The sequence below is a fragment of the Burkholderia sp. WP9 genome (assembly GCF_900104795.1).
Taxonomy (GTDB): domain Bacteria; phylum Pseudomonadota; class Gammaproteobacteria; order Burkholderiales; family Burkholderiaceae; genus Paraburkholderia.
On the sequence record NZ_FNTG01000002.1, the window covers coordinates 2,496,361 to 2,518,684 of the forward strand.

Consider the following 22,324-nt stretch of genomic DNA (forward strand, 5'->3'; position numbering starts at 1 on the left):
ACCTCATCACTCAACTGTAATTGCGCGGGGTTTGGACATCTCGCGCTTACCAACCGAAATCAACAGGCATCCGTTCACGTAACGCGCCTGTACCTTGTCGGGATCGGCATGCTGGGGCAGCTCGACCGCTCGCCGGAAAGAGCCGGCAAAGCGCTCGTGCGTGTAGGCCCGTCGGCCGTCGGCGGGATCGGGCAGTGAACTCGTCCGCTCGCCGGCGATGGTCAGCAGGCCCTTGTCGATGGAAATATCCAGCTTCGATGCATCAATACCGGGCGCAAACGCGACGATTTCAATCGTATCGTCGGTCGTCCCGATGTTGATGGGTGGAAAGGTCCCGACTCGGCTTGAGCGAAGGCTGGAAGGAAATCCGCCGAAAAGGTTAGACATCTGCCGCTGCAGACGGTCCAGTTCGTTGAAGAGTTCGGTGCCAAAGTAAAGGTCACTCATGGTCGCTTTCTCCTCTGGTGGCGGGGAGACGAACCGGTGAACGCGCTCCAGTCCGCTTGCCCCAGCCGCAAAACAAACAAGGTTGAAACACGCAGCGCCCGCGTCGACCCGCGAGCGACTGCCCGAGCGTTTTCAAAATAAGATGCAGGAAAAGATTTTCAAGCCCCTCATTTGAGGAATTTTTCTGGCTTGTTGTCGGGCTTGAAAAACCGATGACCGCCCTTATCATCCGCGCACCAGTGTCACCCCAGGAGAACTCCATGGAATTCGAAACAGAGTGGATAACTCTCGGAAAGCATCGGTTCAGGTTGCGCTCGACGAAAGGCTTTCCGACTGAAGTGATGCATCAGCTTGCCGGCGTCGTGAGACTGGCGGTCGATAACAACATGAGCGCGCGAGCCCGCATAGTCGAAATCGTGCAGCGGAAGGAGCAAAGTTATGACATATCCATAGGCACGACACTCGCCGAAGACCGCATTTGTGCGCCGCAACTTGAGGGCGCAATCTCAACAGTGATGGGACTGCTACCCGACCAGGTCAACGTTCTAGTCCAGACAGTTACGCAGGAAGAGGTAGACCTGCATTTCGGCGTCTATGAACGCATGCTGGCCGAAAAACTCGGTGTTGTGCCGCCTATCCAGTGATAAGGTTGCGTGGCCCGTTGCCGCTCTCGGCCGCGGGTCCACTTCGGCTTTCCGGTCCGTTTGCAATCACGTGGAGCAGGATTTTGTGATTGCAGTCGATACTGGCCGTAGCAGCAGCCGTGATGCGGTTGCGAGGCCAACCCCGAAGGTCTCGTCCGTCTATGCGCTGCCGCATAGCTTCGCCACGGTTGTGAGAACGACGTTGATAGGCGCCGGCTTTTGCAGGCAGACGTGGTAACAATTCGCTTCACGAGCGGCCGCTGGCGCTGCTGTATGAACAAGCACAGGAATGCGCGAAAGTTCGGGATTCGATTTGATATGACGGCATAGCTCCCGACCATCAACCAGCGGCATCATCCAGTCGGTGATGATAAGGTGCGGCCGCCAACCGTCCAGAATCCGGAGCGCCTCCGCGCCGTTCGCGGCGCATCGCACTTCGTACCCCTCTCCAATGAGAATCAGATGCCAGGCCGTCAAAATATCCGGCTCGTCATCGACAAGCAGAATCGAGTGCATGAGACGACTGCCTATATGTGTTGAGTAAGCGGATACGTGAGCGTGCAATTCGCGTTCCCGGTGTCTTCGCGCCGGTTACCCGTTTGCTGACGCTCGCTTATTTGGGGCAGCTGACCGGGGGGGCTGTTCAAACGAACTTGGGATGGCTCGGGCGTCGACGAATGAGGACAGAGTGCTCCCATCGCAGAACTTATGTTGCGCCTGAAACGCGCGAGCAATTCGTACCTCCAGTACGTCCTTCGTAAGCTCGCGGCAATTTGTGCAGGGCAACTCATGCGGATCCATAGAAAAGGCTGTTGTTTTGTTGGGCGGGTAGATCTTTCCTGGCCACGCTATGGCAACGCGGCGACAGTGCGCCCAATTGGACGTTATTACCGACAGGCTCTGGCAATCTCCAGCGCCGCTCTCGCGTTAAAGTTATTTCGTCGGAGGCCGTTATGCCGTCTATTGGGCGGTTTCTTTGGGGCAACAAGTTGTCGCTATTTTCACCAGAAGCAGCACTTGGAACTCTTTGGATAAATAGTCGGTACGAACGAACTTGGTGTTGTGGCGCCACACGGGATAAGCGTGAACGAAGAATTCGAGGCGGTGCGAATAGGGGAGCTGGCTGGATTGGATGCTGCCCGGTTAGATGAAATGCAGTTTGGCGTCATCGGGTTAAGCCCGGATGCACTTGTCACGGTCTATAACGCGACCGAATCGAAGAACGCCGGATTGCGGGCGCAGCGAGTATTAGGGAAACATTTCTTCGAAGAGGTGGCCCCGTGCATGAATAATTTCATGGTGGCGCAGCGCTTCGAAGACGAGGAGGCAATTGACGATATTGTTCCCTACGTTTTGACCTTGCGCATGCGCCCGACCCCGGTGCGGCTCAGGCTGCTGAAAGCGCCGGACTGCGCGACGCGGTTTGTCCTGATTGAGCGAAAGGCGGCCCATTGAACGCGGTGAATCCAGACACGAACGACCTCGAGTCCGAATACGAGGCGTTACTCTCGTTCATGTACCTGTCCCCGGTCGGGATTATCCGCAGCGACCAGGCGGGTCTCGTGGACATGATGAACCCCCTTGCCGCGCAGCTTCTCATGCCTCTGGTAAAAGGCGGCGGTATCGAGAATATTTTCGATAGCCTGGCGTCAGTGGCGCCGGAGCTTCGCAACCTGGCGGCCAGCTTTGAGGGCGAGCGGGGGGCAGTGTGTGAAAACCACCGGGTGTTTGTGACGCCGGCCAAAGAGGGGGCGGTCGTGCTCGCCTGTTCCATCATCAAGGTGGGTGAGAATCTGCTGATGACGGTGCTGACGGACATTTCCCGGCAGGTTGCGGCCGAGAGAAGAGCGCGGCAAACAGAATCGTGGCTGGCCGGAATCTACACGAGCGTCAACGACTTTGCTTTCTTCTCGCTTGATGCGCAAGGGCGTATTGAAAGCTGGAATCCATCGGTTGAACGCCTGACGGGATTTGGCGAGACCGACGTCGTCGGGCACACACTCTCGTGCTTTTATGCCCGCGACGAGCACGTATCGCACCGTTCACCGGAGCATATCGCGCTAACGCGTGACGAGGGTTGGCACGTGGAGGAGTTCTGGTGTGAAACCAGGGGCGGTCGACGCTACTGGGGGCAGGTTCTCGTCGCGGTGCTGCGCGAAGAGGAAGGGGAGATAGCGGGGTATTCGGTCGTTCTGAGAGACGTGACGGAGCGCAAGGTGAGCAGCGACAACCTTGCGCGCCTGCTTACGACCGACCACCTGACAGGCGTATCGAGCCGGGCCCACTTCTTTGAAGTTGCCGAATCCGAGGTGGCGCGCGCCGAACGACATGGGCGGGCATTGTCGGTCGTTATGCTGGACGCGGATTACTTCAAGCGGATCAACGACACGGCCGGGCATCAGGCGGGTGACGAGGTTTTGAAACGGATCGCCGGCGAAGCGAAGGGGCTGTTACGCACGTCCGACACGGTCGCGAGACTCGGCGGCGAGGAATTCATTCTGATGCTGCCGTCTACGACGGCCGGCGAGGCGTTGGTGGTCGCTGAGCGACTGCGGGTTGCGGTCGAGCGGGCGCGAATCGAAACGGCGGTCGGGCAATTGAAAGCGACGATCAGTCTGGGCGTCGCGACATTGAGTCCTGCCAATCCGACGCTCCAGGGATTGCTGGCTGCCGCCGACCGCGCGCTCTACGACGCGAAAAGAGCAGGGCGGAACTGCGTACGCGGCGAGGTTTTGGAGCCGGCGGGCGAAGCATGCTCCGCCTGCGAAGAAGCCAACACACCGGGAGACTGACGGCCGCCCCGCAGCAGGACCAACGGCGTCAACCCTAATCAGCAAACAGTCAGCGCGATAACACCAGATGGATTCCTTCATGATTCGTAGCCCCGATGGGGTGGCGGGACAGCCGCAACGATGTTCCGGGTGCAGGGACATAACGCCCCTGCCGATAGAGATCGATTTCGCGTTTCAGCCCATCGTCGATGTGAGCGCCCAGGCTGTTTTCGCATGCGAGGCGCTCGTGCGTGGTGCGAGCGGGGAATCCGCGCACTCGGTGCTGTCGCAGATCGACGATGCAAACAAATACCATTTTGACCAGCGCTGCCGGCAGGTTGCGATCGCCAGTGCAGCCGCGTTAGGTCTCGACTCGTTTCTCTCCATCAATTTCATGCCCAACGCGGTCTATCGGCCGGAGGTATGCATCAGGAGCACTCTGGAAGCTGCGCAGACGCATGGTTTCCCGATTGAAAAAATCATATTCGAGACTGTTGAGGGCGAACATCTGGCCGACCGCACACATCTGGTCGAGATTTTCAGGGCATACAAGACATTTGGCTTCCTGACGGCAATTGATGATTTCGGAGCCGGTTATTCGGGGCTTGCTCTGCTGGTGGATTTCCAGCCCGACATCATCAAGCTCGACATGGGACTGCTCCGCGGTATCGACACTGACCCGGTGCGTCAGCGCATCGTGCGAGGCGTGATTTCAATTTGCGACGATCTTGGTATCCGTGTCGTGGCGGAAGGCATCGAAACCAGGGGCGAACGAGACTTCTTTGTTGCGCATGGAGTCAGGCTGATGCAGGGCTATTTTTTCGCAAAACCAGGTTTTAAAACGATTCCGGCAATCGATAAGCTAAAGTGCTTTACATAGCCATAAGCATGCTGGTCTGCTCGCAGTCCAGGTTACCTTGCACCTTTGATCTGGCTTGCTGACTGCTTTGTCGATTGGGCCGCCAGCTACCGGGTGGCGATTCGCTCGGCCAGCATCCGGCCGCTGTGCCACGCACCCTCCACTCTGCCGCCGTTGAGCCAATCGCCACACAATGCCAGGCCGCTGGCTTCATCCCAGATGTATCCGGGCGCGGGCTCCTCGCTAGGCTCGGTGTCAGCAAATCGCCAGCGGTGTGCCGTCCATTCGGTGGACTTTTGGCCGCCGTGCAGCGCAAACGCTTCGAGCAGACAATCCGCGACACGTTCCGCGCTGGCGTCGATGTAAAGCTCGCTCCAGTCCGCGTTCGCGTGCAACAGCCATGTTTCGGGGCCGTTGCGCCCCGGCTTGCTGCTGTCGCGCGCCATCCAGCGCAGAGGCCCCTGATTGATGAAAGCGGCATCGAACGGCACCGGCACGCGAGCGGGCAGGCGCACCATGAGTGCCCAACATGGGCGCATCGCGGTCTCGCGTGCGAGCGCCGCCAGTCCCGTCGCGGCTTCACGCAGCAAGTCCGCCGCCTGCGGGGCGGGCATGGCGAGGACCACGACGTCGAAGCGATCCGCAAGCATGCCCTGTTCGGCTGACACGAGACGCCACTGTCGCCCATCCCGATGCAATGCCGTGACAGTGCAACCCAAGGTCACCGACTGAGCGTCAGCCAGAAACTTCGCGGGCGAGTTCATTGACGGCGTACCGACGAAGCGGTCTTGCTTGCTCGCCCATGCGGTTTGTGCGGACCCATCGAGCACCGCGATTCGTGCAGGCCATATCGCGGCGACGCCCGCGTTCTGCCAACGCGCCACTTCCGCCTGGAAGAGCGGATCGCGAGCGGTGAAGTACTGCGCCCCATGGTCGCACTGCCAGTCGCCTTGGCGACGGGTGCTCATCCGCCCGGCAGGCCCGCGGCTTTTGTCGAACACGTTGACCTCGAACCCGGAGCGGCGCAGCACCGTCGCGCATGACAACCCGGCGATCCCCGCACCGACGACGGCTATTCGTGGGCCTTTCCGTTTTATAGGCATGACTTCTCTCTCCAGGGTTCGCGGACTCGCAGGGACCCGCCACCAAAGCCAATTTCGCATTGAGGTGCGTCACAGTGACTCTGATTATGGAGTCTTGATGTCCAAGTATGACACATTGACGATCTTTTTTAACTTTGATGAGGCGACGCGACTCGCAATAATGATTCACATTGACTCGAAACAGGAATATTATCCCGAGTCATGCAACGCTAAAGGAATGGCCATGCCGTCGCCCTCCGTCGAAGACACGTCGCCCGCTCGCAATTACAGGAGTGGGGAGGCCGCCCGGCTCGCGCGGATGCCGGTCACGAGGCTCAGGCTTTGGGAGCGGCGCTACGAAGTGGTGGGCCCGGCCAAAAGTGAGGCCGGACAGCGCCTGTATTCCGAGGACGACGTGCGCCGGCTGGTTCTGATCAACGCGCTGGTGCAGCGCGGCCACGCGATTGGAGCGATTGCGCGGCTCGAGCGCGAGCAACTCGAGTTTCTTGCCGCAGGGGAGGCGTCCAGCGGCAGATCGCGCCCCACCAATGCCAGTCACGAGGTCAGGTTCCGGCTCACGCTAGTGGGGGAGAACCTGGCCCGGCGCCTGGCTGAAACGGGTATCGATCTGCGGCGCTACGGCGTTGGCAAGCTCGCGGAGTATGCGGATCTCGCGGCGGCGCGCGAAGGCGCGTCATCTGAAGGGGAAGAGGCGAACCTTCTGCTGCTGCGTGTTCCTTCGCTGCATGAGGACGCCGCTTCGGACGTTCTCGCGCTCAGCGACGCCTGCGGCGCGGCGGCGGTTGCCGTGGTGTACGGCTTCGGTACGGGGCGCGCGGCAGAAGCGTTGCGCCTCGCGGGTGTGCGGCTGTATCGGGAGCCCGACAGCAGGACCGAGCTTCGCCAGATGCTCGGCGATCTGTGTCACAGCGCTCGGGTGGCGCATGAGGCCGGCGAAGCACCCTCCTGGTCGCGCTCGCCACGTCGGTACGACGACGCCGAGCTCGAAGCCATCGCTGCCCGCTCGTCAACGATTGCCTGCGAATGTCCGCGGCACCTTGCTGAACTGGTGATGCAACTGTCGACGTTCGAATCCTATAGCGACGAATGCACGTCGCGCTCGGCGCACGACGTTGCGTTACACCGGCATCTCGGCGACGTCGCCAATCGCGCGCGCGTGCTGATCGAGTCGGCGCTCGAGCGTGTGGTGCGCGAAGAAGGCTGGTCGCCTCAACCGCATCAGACGGATTGAGATGGGTCTTCGCGAGTCGGGGCTTACAGCGCAAGGTTTACAGCGCACGTTACGCGTACGGATTGACACATTGACGTTGGGAGAAAAGTCTCATGGAATCAGTCGCGCAGGACATACGCCACGGCCTGGAGCTGGGCGAGGGCGTGCCGCTTTCGCAGCGGATCAGATGTCGGCTTCTCAGTGCGGGAGCCCGATTCCACGCGAACGACAACATCGCCGACTACCTTCGCGAGGGAGAACTGGAGCTGCTGCAAAAGGAAGTCGCGGACAAGCTACAGGGCGTTTTGCGCTCGCTCGTCATCGATGTCGACAACGATCACAACACGCAAGAAACCGCGCAACGCGTGGCAAAAATGTTCGTTCGCGAAGTCTTTGCGGGACGATACGACACCGCGCCGGCTGTCACCGAATTTCCGAATGTCGAACGGCTCAATGAATTGATGATCGTGGGCCCGCTGCGTGTGCGCAGCGCCTGCTCCCATCACCTGTGTCCGATCATGGGCCGGGTCTGGATTGGAGTGATGCCCAACGAGAGTTCAAACCTCATTGGCCTGTCCAAGTACGGCCGCCTGATCAACTGGATCATGACCCGGCCGCAGATCCAGGAAGAAGCCGTCAAGCAGATCGCGGATCTGCTCGAAGAACGCATCCAGCCCGACGGGCTTGCCGTGGTGCTGGAGGCCGACCACTTCTGCATGCATTGGCGCGGCACGAAAGACGACGACGCAAAAATGGTGAACAGCGTGATGCGCGGTTCATTTCTTCGGGATCCCGCATTGCGTCGCGAGTTTCTGGATCTTCTGCCGGGTCGGAATTGACTGGCAGGGCAGAAAGTGGGCCTTGGTGGTCGGTATTAAATGGCTGAACGTAGCGGGTACTTGTCGGGAGTGAGGCAATGGCGGCGATCTGGATTACTGGCGCGAGCGGTGCAGTCGGATCTGCACTGGCCCGGAGACTGTCAGCGCGCGGTCTAAGCGTTGTTCTTACATCTCGCGATGGAGCGAGGCTCACCGAACTCGCCGACGAACTTGGAGAGCGCGCACTCGCTGCACCCGCCGACGCAACCGATGCAGCGCAGGTGCAATGTGCAATTCAGGCAGGTATTGAGCGCTTTGGAGAAGTGACCGGTGTCGCCCATTGCGTTGGATCGATTCTGATCAGACCGCTGCACCTGACCAGCGAAGCGGATATGCGCGCGACTCTTGCCGATAACTACATCAGTGCGTGGCACGTGCTTCGGGCTTTCGTTACCGCTGCGCTCGCCCATCGCAAGCCCTCGAGCGCCGTACTGGTGGGCACGGTTGCGGCGCAGTCTGGATTTCCGAATCACGAGGCCATTGCCGGTGCAAAGGCCGCGGTGGCGGCGCTCGCCGTCACGGCAGCCGCGACCTACGCTGAGCGGGGTATTCGGGTGAATTGCGTTCATCCAGGATTAACTGTCTCGAACATGTCGTCGAAGCTCACCGGCTCACCTGAGTCGATCGCCTGGATGTCAAAGCTCAATCCGATGAGGCGTCTGGGTCAAGGCGAGGACGCGGCGGCGTTGATCGACTTTCTGCTAGGCGATGATGCTGGCTGGATCACTGGCCAGCAGATCGGGGTGGACGGCGGCCATGGCATCCTTCATTCGATGGCGGGCGCGTGATGCGATATCGTTACGCGTCAGTCAGCGTGGAGTTTTCCCGAATCGCTTCGGGCTTCAGTTGCCTGCGCGTGGAATCGGCAGGCCTCCGATGGGGCGCCCACGGCCCAACGGAACAGATCATCGCGCTGTGCCCGCACTTTTCATAGAGATGCCGCCAGAGTGCGGATTCGCGTCGCTCGTGTCCTCGGGCAGCAAGTTACCGTCATCAAGACTTTCGTCGGCATGCGCGGTGGCCGGGTAGCGCTCCGGATAGAAATGACGCTCGGCGACCTGCGCGTCGAACGTATGCGACCACTTTGCAATCACGACCGTGGCAACGCTGTTACCGATCGTGTTGCAGGCGGCGATCGCCATTGACATGAAGCGGTAGACCCCGAAAATCACCGCAACCCCTTCAACAGGCAGGATGCCGGTCGACGCCACCGTCGCAGCAAACACCACAAACGATCCGCCTGACACCGTGGCCGCACCCTTGGAGGTCAACAGCATCAACAGGAGCAGGCCGACCTGATGCTGCAGCGTAATTGGCACGCCATACGCATGAGCGATGAACAGCACGCCCATCGACATGAAAAGCGATGTGCCGTCGAGATTGAACGCATAGCCGGTAGGCAACACGAGACCGACTGTCTGCTTCGCGCAACCGAGCCGTTCGAGCTTGATTAAAAGGCGCGGCAGCGCGCTCTCGGACGACGCGGTACCCAGCACGATAAAAATTTCGTCCTTGATATAGCGGAGGAAGCGCCACAGACTAAAGCCTGCCAGTTTCGCGATGATTCCCATGACCACGACGATGAACAGGATCACAACCGCGTAGAAACTGAGAACGAGTTGGGCAAGTGCAATGAGCACGGCGGTGCCGTTGCTGCCCACCGCGTAAGCGACGGCGCCGAAGGTGCCGAGCGGCGCCAGCTTCATCACGAGGTTGATGAACGAGAACAGGACTTCGGAAACAAGATCGAGTCCCTCGTTGATCCTGACGCGGCGGCGTTCAGGAATCGCGAGTATCCCGATACCGACCATCACAGCCAGCACCACCACCTGCAGCAGTTCTCCTTTCACGAAGGCGCCGATGAAGTTATCCGGCACGAGGTGCATGACAAACGCGACGAAGCCTTGTGATTCCATTTTTGCAACCGCCGGCGGCGCTGCTCCGACGGCGATGGCCGTCATGCCCTTTCCGGTTTGCAGCAGGTTGCCAGCCAGCAGGCCGACCATCAAGGCAATGGTCGATACCACTTCAAAATAGACAATCGAGCGCCATCCTACGCGGCCCGCGCTCTTGACGTCACCGGCCGACGCGATGCCATGCACGATGGTGAGAAACACGAGCGGCGCGACACCGGCCTTGATAAGCGACAGGAAGATGTCGCCCAGTACCTTCAGCTGCCCACCCACCTTCGGGAAAATCAGACCGACGGCAATCCCGAGGATCAGCCCGGTCAGAACCTGCATTCCCAGCCTGCGGTACCACGGCAGCCTTCTGGGCGGCGGAACGTCCGGCGATGCGTTTGATGCGTTATGGTTGTTCATGATGTGCGCTCCTCCACGTCTTTCAATCAAATGCCGCTGGACAATTCGACGGCGCGATCGACCATTTGTGGCGCGAGGCCGAGATAGTTGGCTGGATCGGTCATTCGATCGATAGCCGCGCGGTCGAAGTGCCTGGTAACTTCAGGCAGCGCCGCGAGCGCTTCGGCGAGCGTGCCGCCTTTCTCGTTCACGGTACGGCACGCGTCGTAGACGATATCGTGAGCCTGCTGGCGGCCGGTGAACGGCGCCATTCCCATCATGACTGCCTCCGCGACGATCAACCCCCGGGTGATACCCAGGTTGTGCTTCATGCGTTCGGTGTCGACGATCAATCCCCCTAGCGCAAACTTGGCCTGATGCAGCGCGCCAGCCGAAAGGATGAAGCTTTCGGGAATGGCGATCCATTCCGCGTGCCATGGGCCCGTGGCGCGCTCGAAGTCCTGGATCATCGCGTCGACCATTAGACCCGCTTGCTGCCGCACTGCTTTCGCCGCGGCAAGCATCAGTTCGCTGGAAATCGGATTGCGTTTTTGCGGCATGGTGCTGCTTGCACCGCGCCCCTTGACGAAAGGCTCGTACACTTCGGCGAACTCCGTCGACGCCATGATCATGATGTCGAGCGCGATTTTGCCGAGCGAACCCGTCACGAGCGTCAGCAGGTTGACGGCTTCGGCGAGACCATCGCGTGCTACGTGCCACGTGGTCGCGGGTACGCCGAGCTTCAGTTCATCGGCGAGCGCCTTCTGAACCTCGAAACCCTTGTCGCCGAGCGAGGCCAGCGTTCCCGCAGCCCCTGCGAATCCGACGACGGCCACCCTCGGCCGCAACTCTGCGAGGCGTTGTTGATGCCGGTCGAACATCGCGAGCCAGATGGCGACCTTGTAGCCAAACGTGATGGGCAGCGCCTGCTGCAAGTGTGTGCGGCCCGCCATCGGCGTATCGCGGTGTTTCTTTGCAAGACCGACCAGAATCGTGCGCAGATCGCGTATGTCGCTGTCGATTAGATCGAGCGCATCGCGCACCTGCAGCGAGACCGCCGTATCCATGATGTCTTGTGTCGTCGCGCCCCAATGGACGTAACGGCCCGCTTCGCCGCACATGCCGACGAGTTGGTGAACGAGCGGCAGAATCGGATAACCCACAATGTCTGTCTCCTCGCGCATGTGATCGAAATCGATCCGCTCGATCGTCGATTCACGGGCGATCACTTCAGCCGCATCGGCCGGAATCACGCCAACGCGCGCTTCAGCCCTGGCCAGCGCCACTTCCACGTCGATATAGCGCTGCACGAGCGCGTAATCGGAGAACAGCGCACGCATCTTCGGTGTGCCGAAGGCGTCGCGAAACAGGATTGAATCGACCACGGTGCTGGCCATAGGGACAGTGCGACTCGTCATGAAGACCTCTCGGAAGTGCAGGAAACCGGTTTTAAAAAGGGCCGGGACGATTCGCGGAAAACCATCGATATGTCCGGACATAAGTAAATTAATATGTTCGGACATGTTGAACAAGCTATGATTTACCCTAGCCCCTGATAAATTGACTCCATCGCCACCCAAAAATGAATCGACCGCACTTCGCCGACATCGCTCGCGACTTGACTGAGAGCATTGCGTCCGGCCGCTATCCGGTCGGCTCGTATCTGCCCACCGAACTTGAACTGCGCGACCACTATCAGACGAGCCGGCATACGGTTCGCGCAGCGCTGCATGAATTGCAGCAGTTGGGGCTCGTGTCGCGACGCAAGAACGCGGGAACGCGCGTTGAATCGACGCAGCCGAAGAACGAGTTTCGGCCTTCGCTCGCATCGGTGGACGATCTCGTTCAGTTCGGCTCCGAGCACTTGCGTCTGGTGCAATCGACGGAGGAGATCTTCGCTAGCGGCAAGCTCGCCAAAACGCTGAAGTGTGCTGACGGTGCGCGATGGCTGCGCGTTTCGAGCCTGCGCATCGACGGCGACAGGGAGAGTGCGCCGGTCGGTTGGACCGACGTATATATCGATCCGGCTTACACGGAAGTCGCAGATGCTGCGCGATCTCAACCGGATGCGCTTATCAGCTCGTTAATCGAAGCGCGTTATGGTCGCTGCATCGCGGAGATCCAGCAGGACGTGCACGCCGCGTTGATTTCGCAGGAGATGGCGGAAAGGCTGAAAGTCGATAAGGGCACTGCGGCGCTTGAGATTGTGCGGCGCTACCTCGACTCCGCGGGGGAAACCTTTGAAGTGTCGATAAGCGTCCATCCGGCTGAACGCTTCTCGGTTTCGATGCGACTGAAGCGCTCCGACGCTTAGCCGTTGCAGGGGTTGCAAGCAGACCAATCGACTGCAGTTTGCGGGCAATTGGCTGTTCCGTTTCAACCCCGATCGACCGCAATGCTTAAGGCAATTGCCGCTCCAGCCGGTGACCGCTTTGAATGCCATTGCCGACCGTGGAGGCATCTTCATGGAGGGCAGTTCAGGGTCGCGTGCTGTCGATCGCGACCGTTCTGCATTCCGAAGTTCATGCCGTTTGCATGAGGCAGAGGTCGGCCAACAAGCGACATGGGTGGTGCGCTTGCGTCAGACATCCGGAAGGCAGCGTGAACCGCGAACGGAGATTCGCCTCCGGCACGTCCGCCTCGCTCGCCGATGCTCGCAAGCGAGAGTGCCCCGACTATCAAGGTTGGAACACCGACGGTTCGAACGCGGCGAGTTGCACCAATTCATCAACAGCGACTTTGACTTTCGGCTGAAGGTGTCGTGTCTTCTGCCAGATCGCATGAATCGGTGTTGTCGTCGACAGGCTCGGCAGCACTTCTCGCAGCGCGCCCGTGCGCAAAGCATCTCGCGCCAGCCATCCGGGAAGCTGGGCAAGGCCGCAGCCCGTCACGCACGCGTTCAGCAAGGTGTCGCCGTCCGTCAACTCGTGACGCGCTCGCACATCGAAGTAAGCGGCTCCGCTGTCGTTCGCCGCATCTGCCAATAGCCAGCCGGACCGTACGTTGCTACGCCATCCGATCAAGCAATCGTGTGTGAGCAGATCGTCGCGCTGCACCGGTTCGCCGGTTCGTGCCAGGTAATCGGGCGCGCCGCAAATAACGAGCCTCTGCTCGCCCAGCTTACGCGCGACGAGATCCGGAAATGCATCGAGTGTGCCGATGCGCACCGCCAGATCGACTCCCTCGCTGACGAGATCCACCGCCCGATCCTGCAACGTGACGGCGAGATCCAGCCGCGGAAATCGCCGGGTCAGATTCAACAGTGCAGGCACGATGTGCCGGCGGCCAAAAGTCGTCGGAAGATCGACGCGCAGGCGGCCAATAGGTTGTTCGTGGCCCGTCGACAGAAAGGCTTCTGTTTGGTCCAGATCTTCAAGGATGCGTCGGCACGTGAGCAGGAAAGTCTCGCCCGCGGTCGTCAGGTCAATGCGGCGCGTCGTCCGGTGCAGCAGTTGCACACCGAGCCGCACCTCCAGCCGCGAGATGTTCTTGCCGACCGCGGAACCGGTAAGGCCCAGCAACTCACCGGCGGCGGTAAAGCTGCCGCGTTGAGCGTCCTTTCGGGGCGAACCAGGTCAATGACCGCGGCCACCCGCGGGTTTGCCAGCCGGCTTGCGTGAACCCGCGGCTGGCTTGCCGGCGGGTTTGCTGCGTGGCTTTTGCACGCTGAATGGGCTGCTGCCGGACAAGCTTGTGCCGCTTGTGCCGCTTGTGCCGCTTGTGCCTTTTCCCGCGGCCGCAGCGCGTTGCGCCGCGGGCTTGCGTTTGTTTTCGCCACCTTGCGGGCGCGGTTTCTTGCTGAGCACCTGTATGGCGCCTGCCGCGGCATGCGGGACTTTGGGCTTCTTAGGCTTCTTGGGTTTCTTGATGATCTGGCCCGTCGCGCTGGTTTCCGGCACGCGGTGTTCGGCTTCAAAACCCGGCTCTTCTTCACGGGGCAGTGTTTGCCGGATCAGTGCTTCAATCGCGGCCAGTTGCGGCGCTTCATCGGCACACACGAGCGACACCGCCACGCCGCTGGCGCCGGCGCGTCCGGTACGGCCAATACGGTGTACGTAGTCTTGCGCCACGATCGGCAGGTCAACGTTGATCACCAGCGGCAGGTCGTCGATATCCAGCCCGCGCGCAGCCACATCGGTGGCTACCAGCATATGTACTTCGCGCGTCTTGAAGCGCTCCAGCGCACGCAGACGCGCGGGTTGCGGTTTGTCGCCGTGGATGGTGTCGACCGCATAGCCCGCTTCATCCAGCATGGCCGCCAGGTAATCCACGCCATTGCGGGTTTTGACGAACACCAGCGCGTGTTGCCAGTTGTTCTCGGCCACGAGATGCATGAAGAGGTCTGGCTTGTTCCTCTTATCCACCGGCACTACCCATTGCTTGATCTTGCTGGCCGTCGCATTGGGCGGGCTGACGCTGATATTGACCGGGCCGCGCAGAATGCCCGCCGCCATGGCGCGGATATCATCGGTAAACGTGGCGGAGAACAGCAGGGTCTGGCGTTGAGCGGGCAAGGCAGCAAACACGGCGTTGAGTTCGCGCGCAAAGCCCAGATCCAGCATGCGGTCTGCTTCATCCAGCACCAGCGTTTGTATTTGATCAAACTGCACCGCATTTTGGCGATTGAGATCCAGCAAACGGCCCGGCGTGGCAACGAGCACATCCACGCCTTTGCGCAACTTCATCATCTGCGGGTTGATACTGACACCGCCGTAGGCGGCCAGAAATCGTAAGTCGAGGCCCTTGCCGTAATCGACAAAGCTTTGCAGCACCTGTTCGGCCAGTTCACGCGTGGGCACCAGCACAAGAACACGCGCGCGGTTGCTGGACACCGCCGGGCCGTGTTGCACTAGCCGTTGCAGCAGCGGCAGCGCAAAACCCGCCGTTTTGCCAGTGCCGGTTTGTGCCGCTGCCATGACGTCCTTGCCACTGAGCACAGCAGGAATCGCCTTGGCCTGAATTGGCGTAGGCGTCTGATAATTGAGGTCCTGCAGATTACGCAGCAAGGGATCGATCAGGCCAAGCGAGGCAAAAGACATTGGCGTATTCCGGGCTAAAGCCGCGATTTTAGCTGTTGCCGCCTGTTTTCGGCGCAGATCATGGTCGAGCACATCGACGTTGATCGCCACTGAAAAACGTAGCTTGCCGGGCACCGCGTCCGCACGCTGTACTCGGTTAGCAATGACGTAATCGTGCACCGAAATCGGCTTTTGGCCCGTTATCTGCTCGACCAGATCTTTAGTGCCAGCGAACTCGCCTGCCTGATAGCCGCAATACACCGCCGTAATGTGCTGGATGAAATACCGCGGCAATCCAAATTGGTTATGCGCTCGCCAGTATGGTGAATCGTACTGGCGGTTCAATCTCCGAAGCGGGCTGCCGCGATAGCTCGTTCGCCGCCTCCACTCACATCATCTCGGGGCGGCTCAGTTTCGTTCCGTCGGAAAAGCGGGCAAGTTGGTAGGGCCTAATGTCGAACTGCAGCGCCTCGTCCATTACCAGCCGGCTCACGAGCACCCCTGCGCCTGGCCCAAGTCCAAAGCCGTGTCCACTGAACCCGGACGCGATCACGAGACCGGGGTTCGCATCGACCTTCGAGATGACGGGAACGAGGTCCGGCGTCGTGTCGATCGCGCCCGCCCATGCGTGAGCGATCCGCAAGCCCGCGAGCTCGGGAAACACGCTGGCCACGTTTTGCAGGGCACGTCCGAGCCATTCGGTATCGGGCCGGGGATCCAGCACCCGCGTTGCTTCGAACGGCGAGACGTCATCGTCGCGCCAGTTCGCGCTTGCCTCCGGTCCGTGGAAGAAGCTGGCACCGACGCGAACCTTCAGTTTTTTCTTCAGCTTGCTGCGGAACATGGTGCGAAACTTCACCGAATGCCGCAGGTTTTGCGGTGCGAGTTCCACGCGTCCATAGCCGGGGACAGCGATCGTATAGCCGCCGTCCAACCGTCTCCTCAGCGCGAAGTTAGGCCCTGAGAAACAGCCTTCGATGACCCCCGGCGCCTCAGCAGTTCGCAACGCCGTTCCCATCACGTTGATGGAGGGTAGATCGATGCCGTGATGCTGGCAGAACAACGCGCTCCAGGCGCCTCCCGCGAGAACGACGGTATCGGCTGCGAGCCGGCCGCGTTCTGTCCAGATGCCGGAAACACGCCCCGCACTCGTGTCGAGACTTCGTACCGCGCAGTTCTGAAATACCTTCGCGCCGAGACCTTGCGCGCCGCGAGCAATCGCAGGCGCGGCTTTCGACGGTTCGGCGCGGCCGTCCGTGACCGACCACAGCCCGCCAGCCCATTTCGCGCGTCCGGACGGAATGCGCGCGGCCAACTCGCGCGCACTGAGTATCTCGCTGTTAAAGCCGACTTCCCGGGCGCGGGCCAGCCACGATTCCCATTGCGCGATGTCAGACTGATGCTCCGTGCCGTACAGGATGCCCGCCTGACGAAACCCAATGTCCTCGCCCAGTTCCTCGCTCAGTTCGCTCCAGCGCTTGAGGCTCTGCATCGCGAGGGGCAACTCATGGAGGTCGCGATTCTGCTGACGCACCCAGCCCCAATTACGCCCCGACTGCTCGCAGCCGATGACGCCCTTTTCGAGCAGAGCCACCTGGACGCCGCGACGTGCCAGTTCATACGCAGTGCTGACGCCAATAATGCCGCCGCCTATTACCGCGACATCACATCGCTCGGGGAAACCTTCGCTGTCCGTGACTTCGTCGATCCTTAGCATTTCACCGCCGTTGGTTGCCGCTTACCGGTAGGTTACGGCTGTCGAGACCGTCGGAGATGCGCACCTGAAGGGCGATTTCATCTTCCGAAGGTCATGGCCAGGATTTTCGTGTCTTCCACCGCTTCGCCGATAGGACGATCCTGTTGTATCCCAAAGCCATACAACAATAGGCCACCAGGCATTGAGGCAAATCGTCAATCGTCTACCGAAGAAGGCAGCGGTTCGCTCTGTCAGCGCTGGACGAGGACCACGTGCGCCTGGGTCTTTGCGTCGACAGATCCCGTGCCGAATCGCTCAATGATCGCGGTCTCACACGCTGTCGTAGCCTCGTCAATACCCGCACCGTGACGGGCCTCGATCTCGTTGCGCAACGGCGTCCCCTGGCAATAGGCGACGGCCGCCACGCGAGCCGATGCCGCGCGGCTGCGCGCCGCAATCGTCTCGAACTGCGGCGCCGCACTGAAGCCCGCATCCGCGAGATCGCGCGAAATGGCTTGCTTGTCGAAATAGCCATGCGGTGTGCGCACCATGAAGAGCGGCGGGTCCACGGGGAAGAGGCTGGCGAGCGCCGCCGTGACGGTATCGGCTAACTCGTTTTCCTCGATACGATCCCAGACGTTGAACAGAAACACGCCGCCGGGCCGAAGTACGCGCCGAGCTTCGGAAAACGCGCGCGCTTTATCCGGAAAGAACATGGCCCCGAACTGGCAGACGACAACATCGAAACTCGCGTCGGCGAACGGTAGCCGGGTCGCGTCTGCCTGTTGCCATATTACTGACGTTGGAGTGCCGATTGCCGCGGCGCGATCGAGCATCGGCTGATTCAGGTCGGTTGCAACGAGGTCGACATGCGCGGGCAATGCATACGCCATCGCGCGGGTCACTACGCCAGTGCCGGCTGCGGTCTCAAGCACGTGGGACGGATGGTGCGCAGCTACCCGCTGCGCGAGATCCACCGCGTAGGGTTCGAAGATCAGCGGAACAAGATGGCTGTCGTAGAGCTCGGGGATTGAGCCAGCGAAGCGGCTGTCGGTACCGATGCTACCCATTGCGCCTCCTTCATGCTCTTGCGGAAATTATAGGCGCAGTAAGATGTTTGACGGCCTTCCCCACGAACGCGCGGCGTTGCCCTTGAAGCAGTGATGTGGTCCAACCGTTGCGTCTAGATTCGGGAGAGGCGCTTTCTACCGGGATCGACGCACATGCTCGAACATGCATCGAACTTCATCGCCGTAGTCACCCTCACCCGAGACCAAGTTCGAAGCAGTCGAATCCAACCGGTTAGTTCATCAAAGCGAACGCTCGATTGCCTGCCCGAGCAGCGCCAGCCCCAGGTCGATCTCATCCTCGTGCACGGTCAACGGCGGCGCGATCCGGAAGACACCGCCCATACCAGGCAATTGCACGATATTCATGCTGAGCCCCAGGTTCATGCACTCGCGGGTGATTTTGGCGCCCAGCCCATCCGCCGGCTCCTTGGTGCGGCGGTCTTTGACGATCTCCATGCCGAGGAGCAGCCCTCGTCCGCGAATGTCGCCGATGCACTCGAAGCGTTCCATCAGATCCAGCAGCCCGCGTTTGAGTCGCGCGCCCATCACGTTCGCACGCGCAACAAGCCCTTCACGCTCGACCACATCCAGCACCCGCAGACCAACGGCCGCAGGAAGCGGGTCGGACACATGGGTCGTATAGAACAGATAACCCAGTTCATGGGCGCGCTCTTCGATCTCGGCCGAGGTCACGACGGCCGCGAGCGGCAGACCGGCGCCCAGCGTCTTCGACAGGGTAAGAATATCGGGCGTGACGCCGTCGCGCTGGCAGGCGAACATCGTGCCCGTGCGCCCGATGCCGGTTTGCGCTTCATCGAGAATCAGCAGCATGCCGCGCTCTTCACATTTGCGCTTCAGTGCGGCCATGTAGCCTTCCGGCAGTTCGATGATGCCGCCGGAACTGAGAATCGGCTCGGCAATAAAGGCGGCGAGATTGCCACTCGACTGACGATCGATGAGATCGAACGCGTAGTCCAGCTCCGCCAGATAATCGTATTCACCATGGCGCTCGAAACGCGGCCGGTACGGGAATGGAGCAGGGATTGCAAACGAGCCGACGGCGGCGGGGCCGACGCCTTTGCGACCGGCGCTGTAGGTCGCGGATGCCGCACCGCCCGTCATGCCGTGCCACGACTGCGCGAAACCGACTATTTCATATTTGCCGGTGACCAGCTTTGCCATGCGAATGGCGGCCTCATTCGATTCCGCCCCCGTACTGAGCAACAGAGCCCGGTCGAGTCCGTCAGGCGTGATCTCGGCCAAACGGGTCGCCAGGTCGACAACCGGACGCGAAAGCATCCCGCTAAAAAGGTGATCGAGCTTGCCGGCGTATTCATTGATGACCGCCACGATGTCCGGATGGCTGTGCCCAAGCACCGCGCTCATTTGCCCCGAGGTGAAATCAAGAATCGCGCGGCCGTCCGCGTCATAGACGAAACTGCCCTGCGCGCGCTCGATGATCATCGGCTCGAAGGTGCCGCCGTAGCGAATCAGGTGCTGCCTGGCGTTGCGCCAGAAAGTTGCATCGTTGTTCCGGGACACTTTGCTTCTCCTTGGCTTGGGCGGGAATGCTTGCAGTCTAAATGGCTCTCTGGTTTCATAGAACCTAATAGTTCTTATGGAAGATAGAAGTGGGCCTAATATCTTGAGTCTTTCACTCGAAATCGATCTGCTGCGTTCGTTCATCGTCGTGGCCGAAGTCCGGTCGCTCAGCCGTGCGGCGAACCGGATCGGCCGGACCCAGTCCGCGCTGAGTCAGCAGATGAAGCGCCTCGAAGAAATCATCGACCAGCCGCTGTTCCAGCGCACGGGGCGCGGCGTGGTGCTGACGAATCCCGGCGAACGCCTGTTGATCCACGCGCAACGCATTCTGCGACTGCACGACGAAGCGATCGCCGATCTGTCGGGCAAGGGGCTGTCGGGCACGATCCGCTTCGGCTGCCCGGACGATTACGCCGCTGTTTTCCTGCCGCATTTACTGCGTCAGTTTTCGAGCCTGCATCCTCATGCGCTGGTGGAAGTCGTCTGCGCGCCAACGCCGCGCTTGCTCGAACAACTAGAAATGCATGCGCTGGATCTTGCGATGATCTCGTTGCCGGAAGACGCGGCCAACGACGACATCATTCGTCGCGAACCGTTAGTCTGGGTCGGCTGCCCGGGACTGGATTCCGCGCACTTCGACCCGTTGCCGCTGGCGCTCTCCGATCCCGACACACTCGACCATGTGGCAGCGTGCGAAGCGCTGCGACGCGCGGGCAGGGATTACCGCATCGCCTATGCGAGCAGCAGTCTCGCCGGTCTCACGGCCCTGGTCCGTTCGGGCCAGGCGTTCGCCGTCATCACGCAGACTGCCGTCGCCGCCGATCTCCACATACTCAATGGCGATCCGACGCTTCCGCCATTGCCTACTATCGGCATTTCCCTGAAGTTCGAGCGGAAGCGTCCCGCTCATCTGATCACGGTATTCGCGGAACACATCAGGCTGACACTTCCGTTGCTGTGATCGATCGGACTCGGAAGAGGGCGGTGGTCCAGCGATGGGCGGCGCTCAGTTCAGTCGCCTGTCGCGTGCCGGTGGTTTGCGCGAGATGCAGCAGTGATCGGCCGCAAGTGCGCGATCTCACGGTCCGAATTCCTCGACCATCAAATCAATGAAAGCGCGCAATTTAGGCGTAGCGCGCCTCGCGGTAAAGAGCGCGTGCATTGGGCGTTCCGGCGCCTCGTACTTGCGCAGAAGACGTACGAGCCGGCCTGCGGCAATGTCGTCCCTGACCGCGATCTCCGGCGCGAGCGCGATGCCAAAGCCGTCAATCGCAGCGGCGATCAATGCCTTCGTATCGTTGGCCTGAAAGCGCCCGCTGACCGTTACCGCATGTTTGCCGCGCGCGCTGCCGAAGACCCATTCGTTGTACGGAGGTAGTGACGTGAAGGAGAATCCAAGGCATTCATGCTTGGCCAGTGCTTCCGGCGTTTTGGGTTCACCACGCTCTTCCAGATAAGCCGGCGACGCACAGGCGAGCAGTCGGTACGGCATGAGTGGTTTCGCGATCATCGACGAATCCGACAGCGCGCCGAGCCGGATCGCCACCTCATACCCTTCATCCACGAGATCCACAAAACGATCGGTCAACGTGAGATCGACCTGGACTTCGGGATGCTCGCGAAGATAACGGGTAATCAACGGCGCGAGGCAACACGATCCAAATGTGACCGGAGCGGTGACACGCAGGCGTCCGCGCGGCGAGGCTGAGAAATCCATCGCTACCGATTCCGCCGCCTCAGCGTCCGCCAAGAGGGCCTTGCAGCGCTCATAGAAAATCTGGCCGATTTCAGTCAGGCTCTGGCGCCGGGTTGTCCGGGCAAGGAGCGGCGCGCCGACACGCTCTTCGAGTGCGATCACATGTCGTCCAGCCATTTGCGACGAGATACCGAAGGCGAGAGCGGCCGCCGCAAACGAGCCGCTTTCGGCGGCTTTCACGAAGATAGCCATGCTGGTCAGGCGGTCCATGATTCCCCACTTATAGTTTCTACAGGCGAACCAGAATCATCGTTTATCTCGGTTAGGTTTTCAATCATAGTGATTGCACGGTGCGGGCGGTGAATGGCGCCGCCCGCAGGTCCAACAGGAGATTGAAAATGAAGATGGGTATTCTGGGTGCGGGATTTCTTGGCAGGGCGCTCGCGACGCTGGCAAAGCAGAACGGCTACGAGGTGATGATCAGCAATTCGCGAGGCCCGGAAACGCTGATGAGCACGGCTGCGGCGACAGGTTACCGCGTCGGAACCGCGCGTGAGGCGGCGGTATTCGGCGACATTGTCGTGATCTCGGTGCCGCTGCGCAGCTATCTCACGCTGCCGGTTGCGGAACTGGAAGGGAAGATAGTGATCGACACCTGCAACTATTATCCCGAACGCGATGGCCATATCGATGCGTTGGACCAGTACACCCTGACCACCAGCGAACTGATGGCGCGCCACTTGCCCGGAGCTAGGCTCGTGAAGGCGTTCAGCGCGATTCTCGCCAAGGATCTCGAAACCGACGGCGTCCCGACTGGAAGACCCAATAGACGCGCGCTGCCAATCGCAGGGGACGACGTTGCGGCAAAGCAGGCGGTCGCCGGCATTCTCGATCAATTCGGCTTCGATGCGGTCGATGCGGGCTCGCTGTCCGCGAGTTGGCGCTTTGAACGGGCGAAGCCCGCCTATTGCGTTCGGCTGGATCGTGCCGGGCTTCTGGAGAAGTTGGCGCAAGCCGAGCGAAATGTGGAGTTGCCGCATGGTTCGTGGCGGCACTAGGCATCTCATTGCTTTGGGCAAGCGGCGGCGCG

General features: G+C 60.7%; 21 protein-coding genes and 1 pseudogene. 10 read left to right on the plus strand and 12 right to left on the minus strand.

All coding sequences use genetic code 11. From position 1 onward, the window contains the following. Positions 1-6: 6 nt before the first annotated feature. Positions 7-447, minus strand: a complete 441-nt coding sequence (locus BLW71_RS32290; protein ID WP_091806884.1) for an Hsp20/alpha crystallin family protein — start codon at positions 445-447, stop codon at positions 7-9. A gap of 260 nt (positions 448-707) precedes the next feature. Between BLW71_RS32290 and BLW71_RS32295 the strand changes: the two genes are divergently transcribed. Beyond that, the gene (locus BLW71_RS32295; RefSeq protein WP_091809126.1) at positions 708-1,091 is read left to right on the plus strand and encodes a hypothetical protein; all 384 of its coding nucleotides are present in this window, start codon (positions 708-710) and stop codon (positions 1,089-1,091) included. Positions 1,092-1,250: 159 nt separating this feature from the next. On the opposite strand, the gene BLW71_RS32300 is transcribed toward BLW71_RS32295, so the two are convergent. Further along, on the minus strand, positions 1,251-1,607 hold the full coding sequence (locus BLW71_RS32300; protein WP_091806886.1) for a response regulator: 357 nt from the start codon (positions 1,605-1,607) through the stop codon (positions 1,251-1,253). Positions 1,608-2,174: 567 nt separating this feature from the next. Here BLW71_RS32300 and BLW71_RS32305 point away from each other — a divergent pair. The 3 genes from BLW71_RS32305 (at position 2,175) to BLW71_RS32315 (ending at position 4,742) form a co-directional block, all read left to right on the plus strand. Beyond that, positions 2,175-2,546 (plus strand): phosphonate transporter, encoded by a 372-nt coding sequence (locus tag BLW71_RS32305; RefSeq protein ID WP_218157139.1) that lies wholly within the window; start codon positions 2,175-2,177, stop codon positions 2,544-2,546. A gap of 5 nt (positions 2,547-2,551) precedes the next feature. Further along, entirely contained in the window at positions 2,552-3,883 is a 1,332-nt protein-coding gene (locus BLW71_RS32310) for a sensor domain-containing diguanylate cyclase (protein ID WP_286162228.1), read from the plus strand. 79 nt (positions 3,884-3,962) lie between these two features. Next, complete coding sequence (locus BLW71_RS32315) at positions 3,963-4,742, plus strand: EAL domain-containing protein (protein WP_286162171.1); 780 nt, start codon at positions 3,963-3,965, stop codon at positions 4,740-4,742. 86 nt (positions 4,743-4,828) lie between these two features. Here the strand turns inward: BLW71_RS32315 and BLW71_RS32320 are convergent, their stop codons facing one another. Then, complete coding sequence (locus tag BLW71_RS32320) at positions 4,829-5,824, minus strand: NAD(P)/FAD-dependent oxidoreductase (RefSeq protein ID WP_091806890.1); 996 nt, start codon at positions 5,822-5,824, stop codon at positions 4,829-4,831. Positions 5,825-6,047: 223 nt separating this feature from the next. On the opposite strand from BLW71_RS32320, the gene BLW71_RS32325 reads away from it, so the two are divergent. The 3 genes from BLW71_RS32325 (at position 6,048) to BLW71_RS32335 (ending at position 8,700) form a co-directional block, all read left to right on the plus strand. After that, positions 6,048-7,055 carry a MerR family transcriptional regulator gene (locus BLW71_RS32325; RefSeq protein ID WP_091809132.1) on the plus strand — a complete coding sequence of 336 codons (1,008 nt, stop codon included), beginning with the start codon at positions 6,048-6,050 and terminating at the stop codon, positions 7,053-7,055. A gap of 92 nt (positions 7,056-7,147) precedes the next feature. Further along, entirely contained in the window at positions 7,148-7,873 is a 726-nt protein-coding gene (gene folE, locus BLW71_RS32330; protein WP_091806891.1) for a GTP cyclohydrolase I, read from the plus strand. Between the two features lie 77 nt (positions 7,874-7,950). Beyond that, positions 7,951-8,700, plus strand: coding sequence for an SDR family NAD(P)-dependent oxidoreductase (locus BLW71_RS32335; protein ID WP_091806892.1), 750 nt, complete (start codon positions 7,951-7,953; stop codon positions 8,698-8,700). A gap of 117 nt (positions 8,701-8,817) precedes the next feature. Here the strand turns inward: BLW71_RS32335 and BLW71_RS32340 are convergent, their stop codons facing one another. Together BLW71_RS32340 and pcaB are read right to left on the minus strand one after the other, a co-directional pair. Next, positions 8,818-10,233 (minus strand): cation:dicarboxylate symporter family transporter, encoded by a 1,416-nt coding sequence (locus tag BLW71_RS32340; RefSeq protein ID WP_091806893.1) that lies wholly within the window; start codon positions 10,231-10,233, stop codon positions 8,818-8,820. 26 nt (positions 10,234-10,259) lie between these two features. Then, entirely contained in the window at positions 10,260-11,630 is a 1,371-nt protein-coding gene (gene pcaB / locus BLW71_RS32345) for a 3-carboxy-cis,cis-muconate cycloisomerase (protein ID WP_091806894.1), read from the minus strand. A gap of 164 nt (positions 11,631-11,794) precedes the next feature. On the opposite strand from pcaB, the gene BLW71_RS32350 reads away from it, so the two are divergent. Then, a complete protein-coding gene (locus BLW71_RS32350; RefSeq protein ID WP_091806895.1) occupies positions 11,795-12,526 on the plus strand; it encodes a GntR family transcriptional regulator in 732 nt (243 codons plus the stop codon). A gap of 364 nt (positions 12,527-12,890) precedes the next feature. Here BLW71_RS32350 and BLW71_RS32355 read toward each other — a convergent pair whose 3' ends face one another. The 6 genes and pseudogenes from BLW71_RS32355 to BLW71_RS32375 all read right to left on the minus strand — a co-directional run bounded on the left by BLW71_RS32355 (position 12,891) and on the right by BLW71_RS32375 (position 19,538). After that, positions 12,891-13,640, minus strand: coding sequence for a LysR substrate-binding domain-containing protein (locus BLW71_RS32355; protein WP_286162229.1), 750 nt, complete (start codon positions 13,638-13,640; stop codon positions 12,891-12,893). Next, positions 13,629-13,754 (minus strand): annotated as a pseudogene (locus tag BLW71_RS42430) (LysR family transcriptional regulator); the annotation flags it as partial. The gene BLW71_RS32355 and the pseudogene BLW71_RS42430, both read right to left, overlap by 12 nt. Positions 13,755-13,787: 33 nt before the next feature. Then, positions 13,788-15,251 (minus strand): DEAD/DEAH box helicase, encoded by a 1,464-nt coding sequence (locus BLW71_RS32360; RefSeq protein WP_091809134.1) that lies wholly within the window; start codon positions 15,249-15,251, stop codon positions 13,788-13,790. Between the two features lie 367 nt (positions 15,252-15,618). Continuing rightward, complete coding sequence (locus BLW71_RS32365; protein ID WP_091806897.1) at positions 15,619-16,947, minus strand: NAD(P)/FAD-dependent oxidoreductase; 1,329 nt, start codon at positions 16,945-16,947, stop codon at positions 15,619-15,621. Positions 16,948-17,177: 230 nt separating this feature from the next. Then, positions 17,178-17,996, minus strand: coding sequence for a class I SAM-dependent methyltransferase (locus tag BLW71_RS32370; protein WP_091806898.1), 819 nt, complete (start codon positions 17,994-17,996; stop codon positions 17,178-17,180). A 240-nt stretch (positions 17,997-18,236) separates the two neighbouring features. Continuing rightward, positions 18,237-19,538, minus strand: a complete 1,302-nt coding sequence (locus BLW71_RS32375; RefSeq protein WP_091806899.1) for an aspartate aminotransferase family protein — start codon at positions 19,536-19,538, stop codon at positions 18,237-18,239. A gap of 76 nt (positions 19,539-19,614) precedes the next feature. Here BLW71_RS32375 and BLW71_RS32380 point away from each other — a divergent pair, with 76 nt between their 5' ends. Next, on the plus strand, positions 19,615-20,499 hold the full coding sequence (locus BLW71_RS32380; RefSeq protein WP_091806901.1) for a LysR family transcriptional regulator: 885 nt from the start codon (positions 19,615-19,617) through the stop codon (positions 20,497-20,499). Between the two features lie 117 nt (positions 20,500-20,616). Here BLW71_RS32380 and BLW71_RS32385 read toward each other — a convergent pair whose 3' ends face one another. Then, positions 20,617-21,504 carry a LysR family transcriptional regulator gene (locus BLW71_RS32385; protein WP_091806903.1) on the minus strand — a complete coding sequence of 296 codons (888 nt, stop codon included), beginning with the start codon at positions 21,502-21,504 and terminating at the stop codon, positions 20,617-20,619. An 89-nt stretch (positions 21,505-21,593) separates the two neighbouring features. Here BLW71_RS32385 and BLW71_RS32390 point away from each other — a divergent pair, with 89 nt between their 5' ends. Further along, positions 21,594-22,292: an NADPH-dependent F420 reductase gene (locus BLW71_RS32390; protein WP_286162172.1), complete on the plus strand. Its 699-nt coding sequence runs from the start codon at positions 21,594-21,596 to the stop codon at positions 22,290-22,292. Positions 22,293-22,324 lie beyond the last annotated feature (32 nt).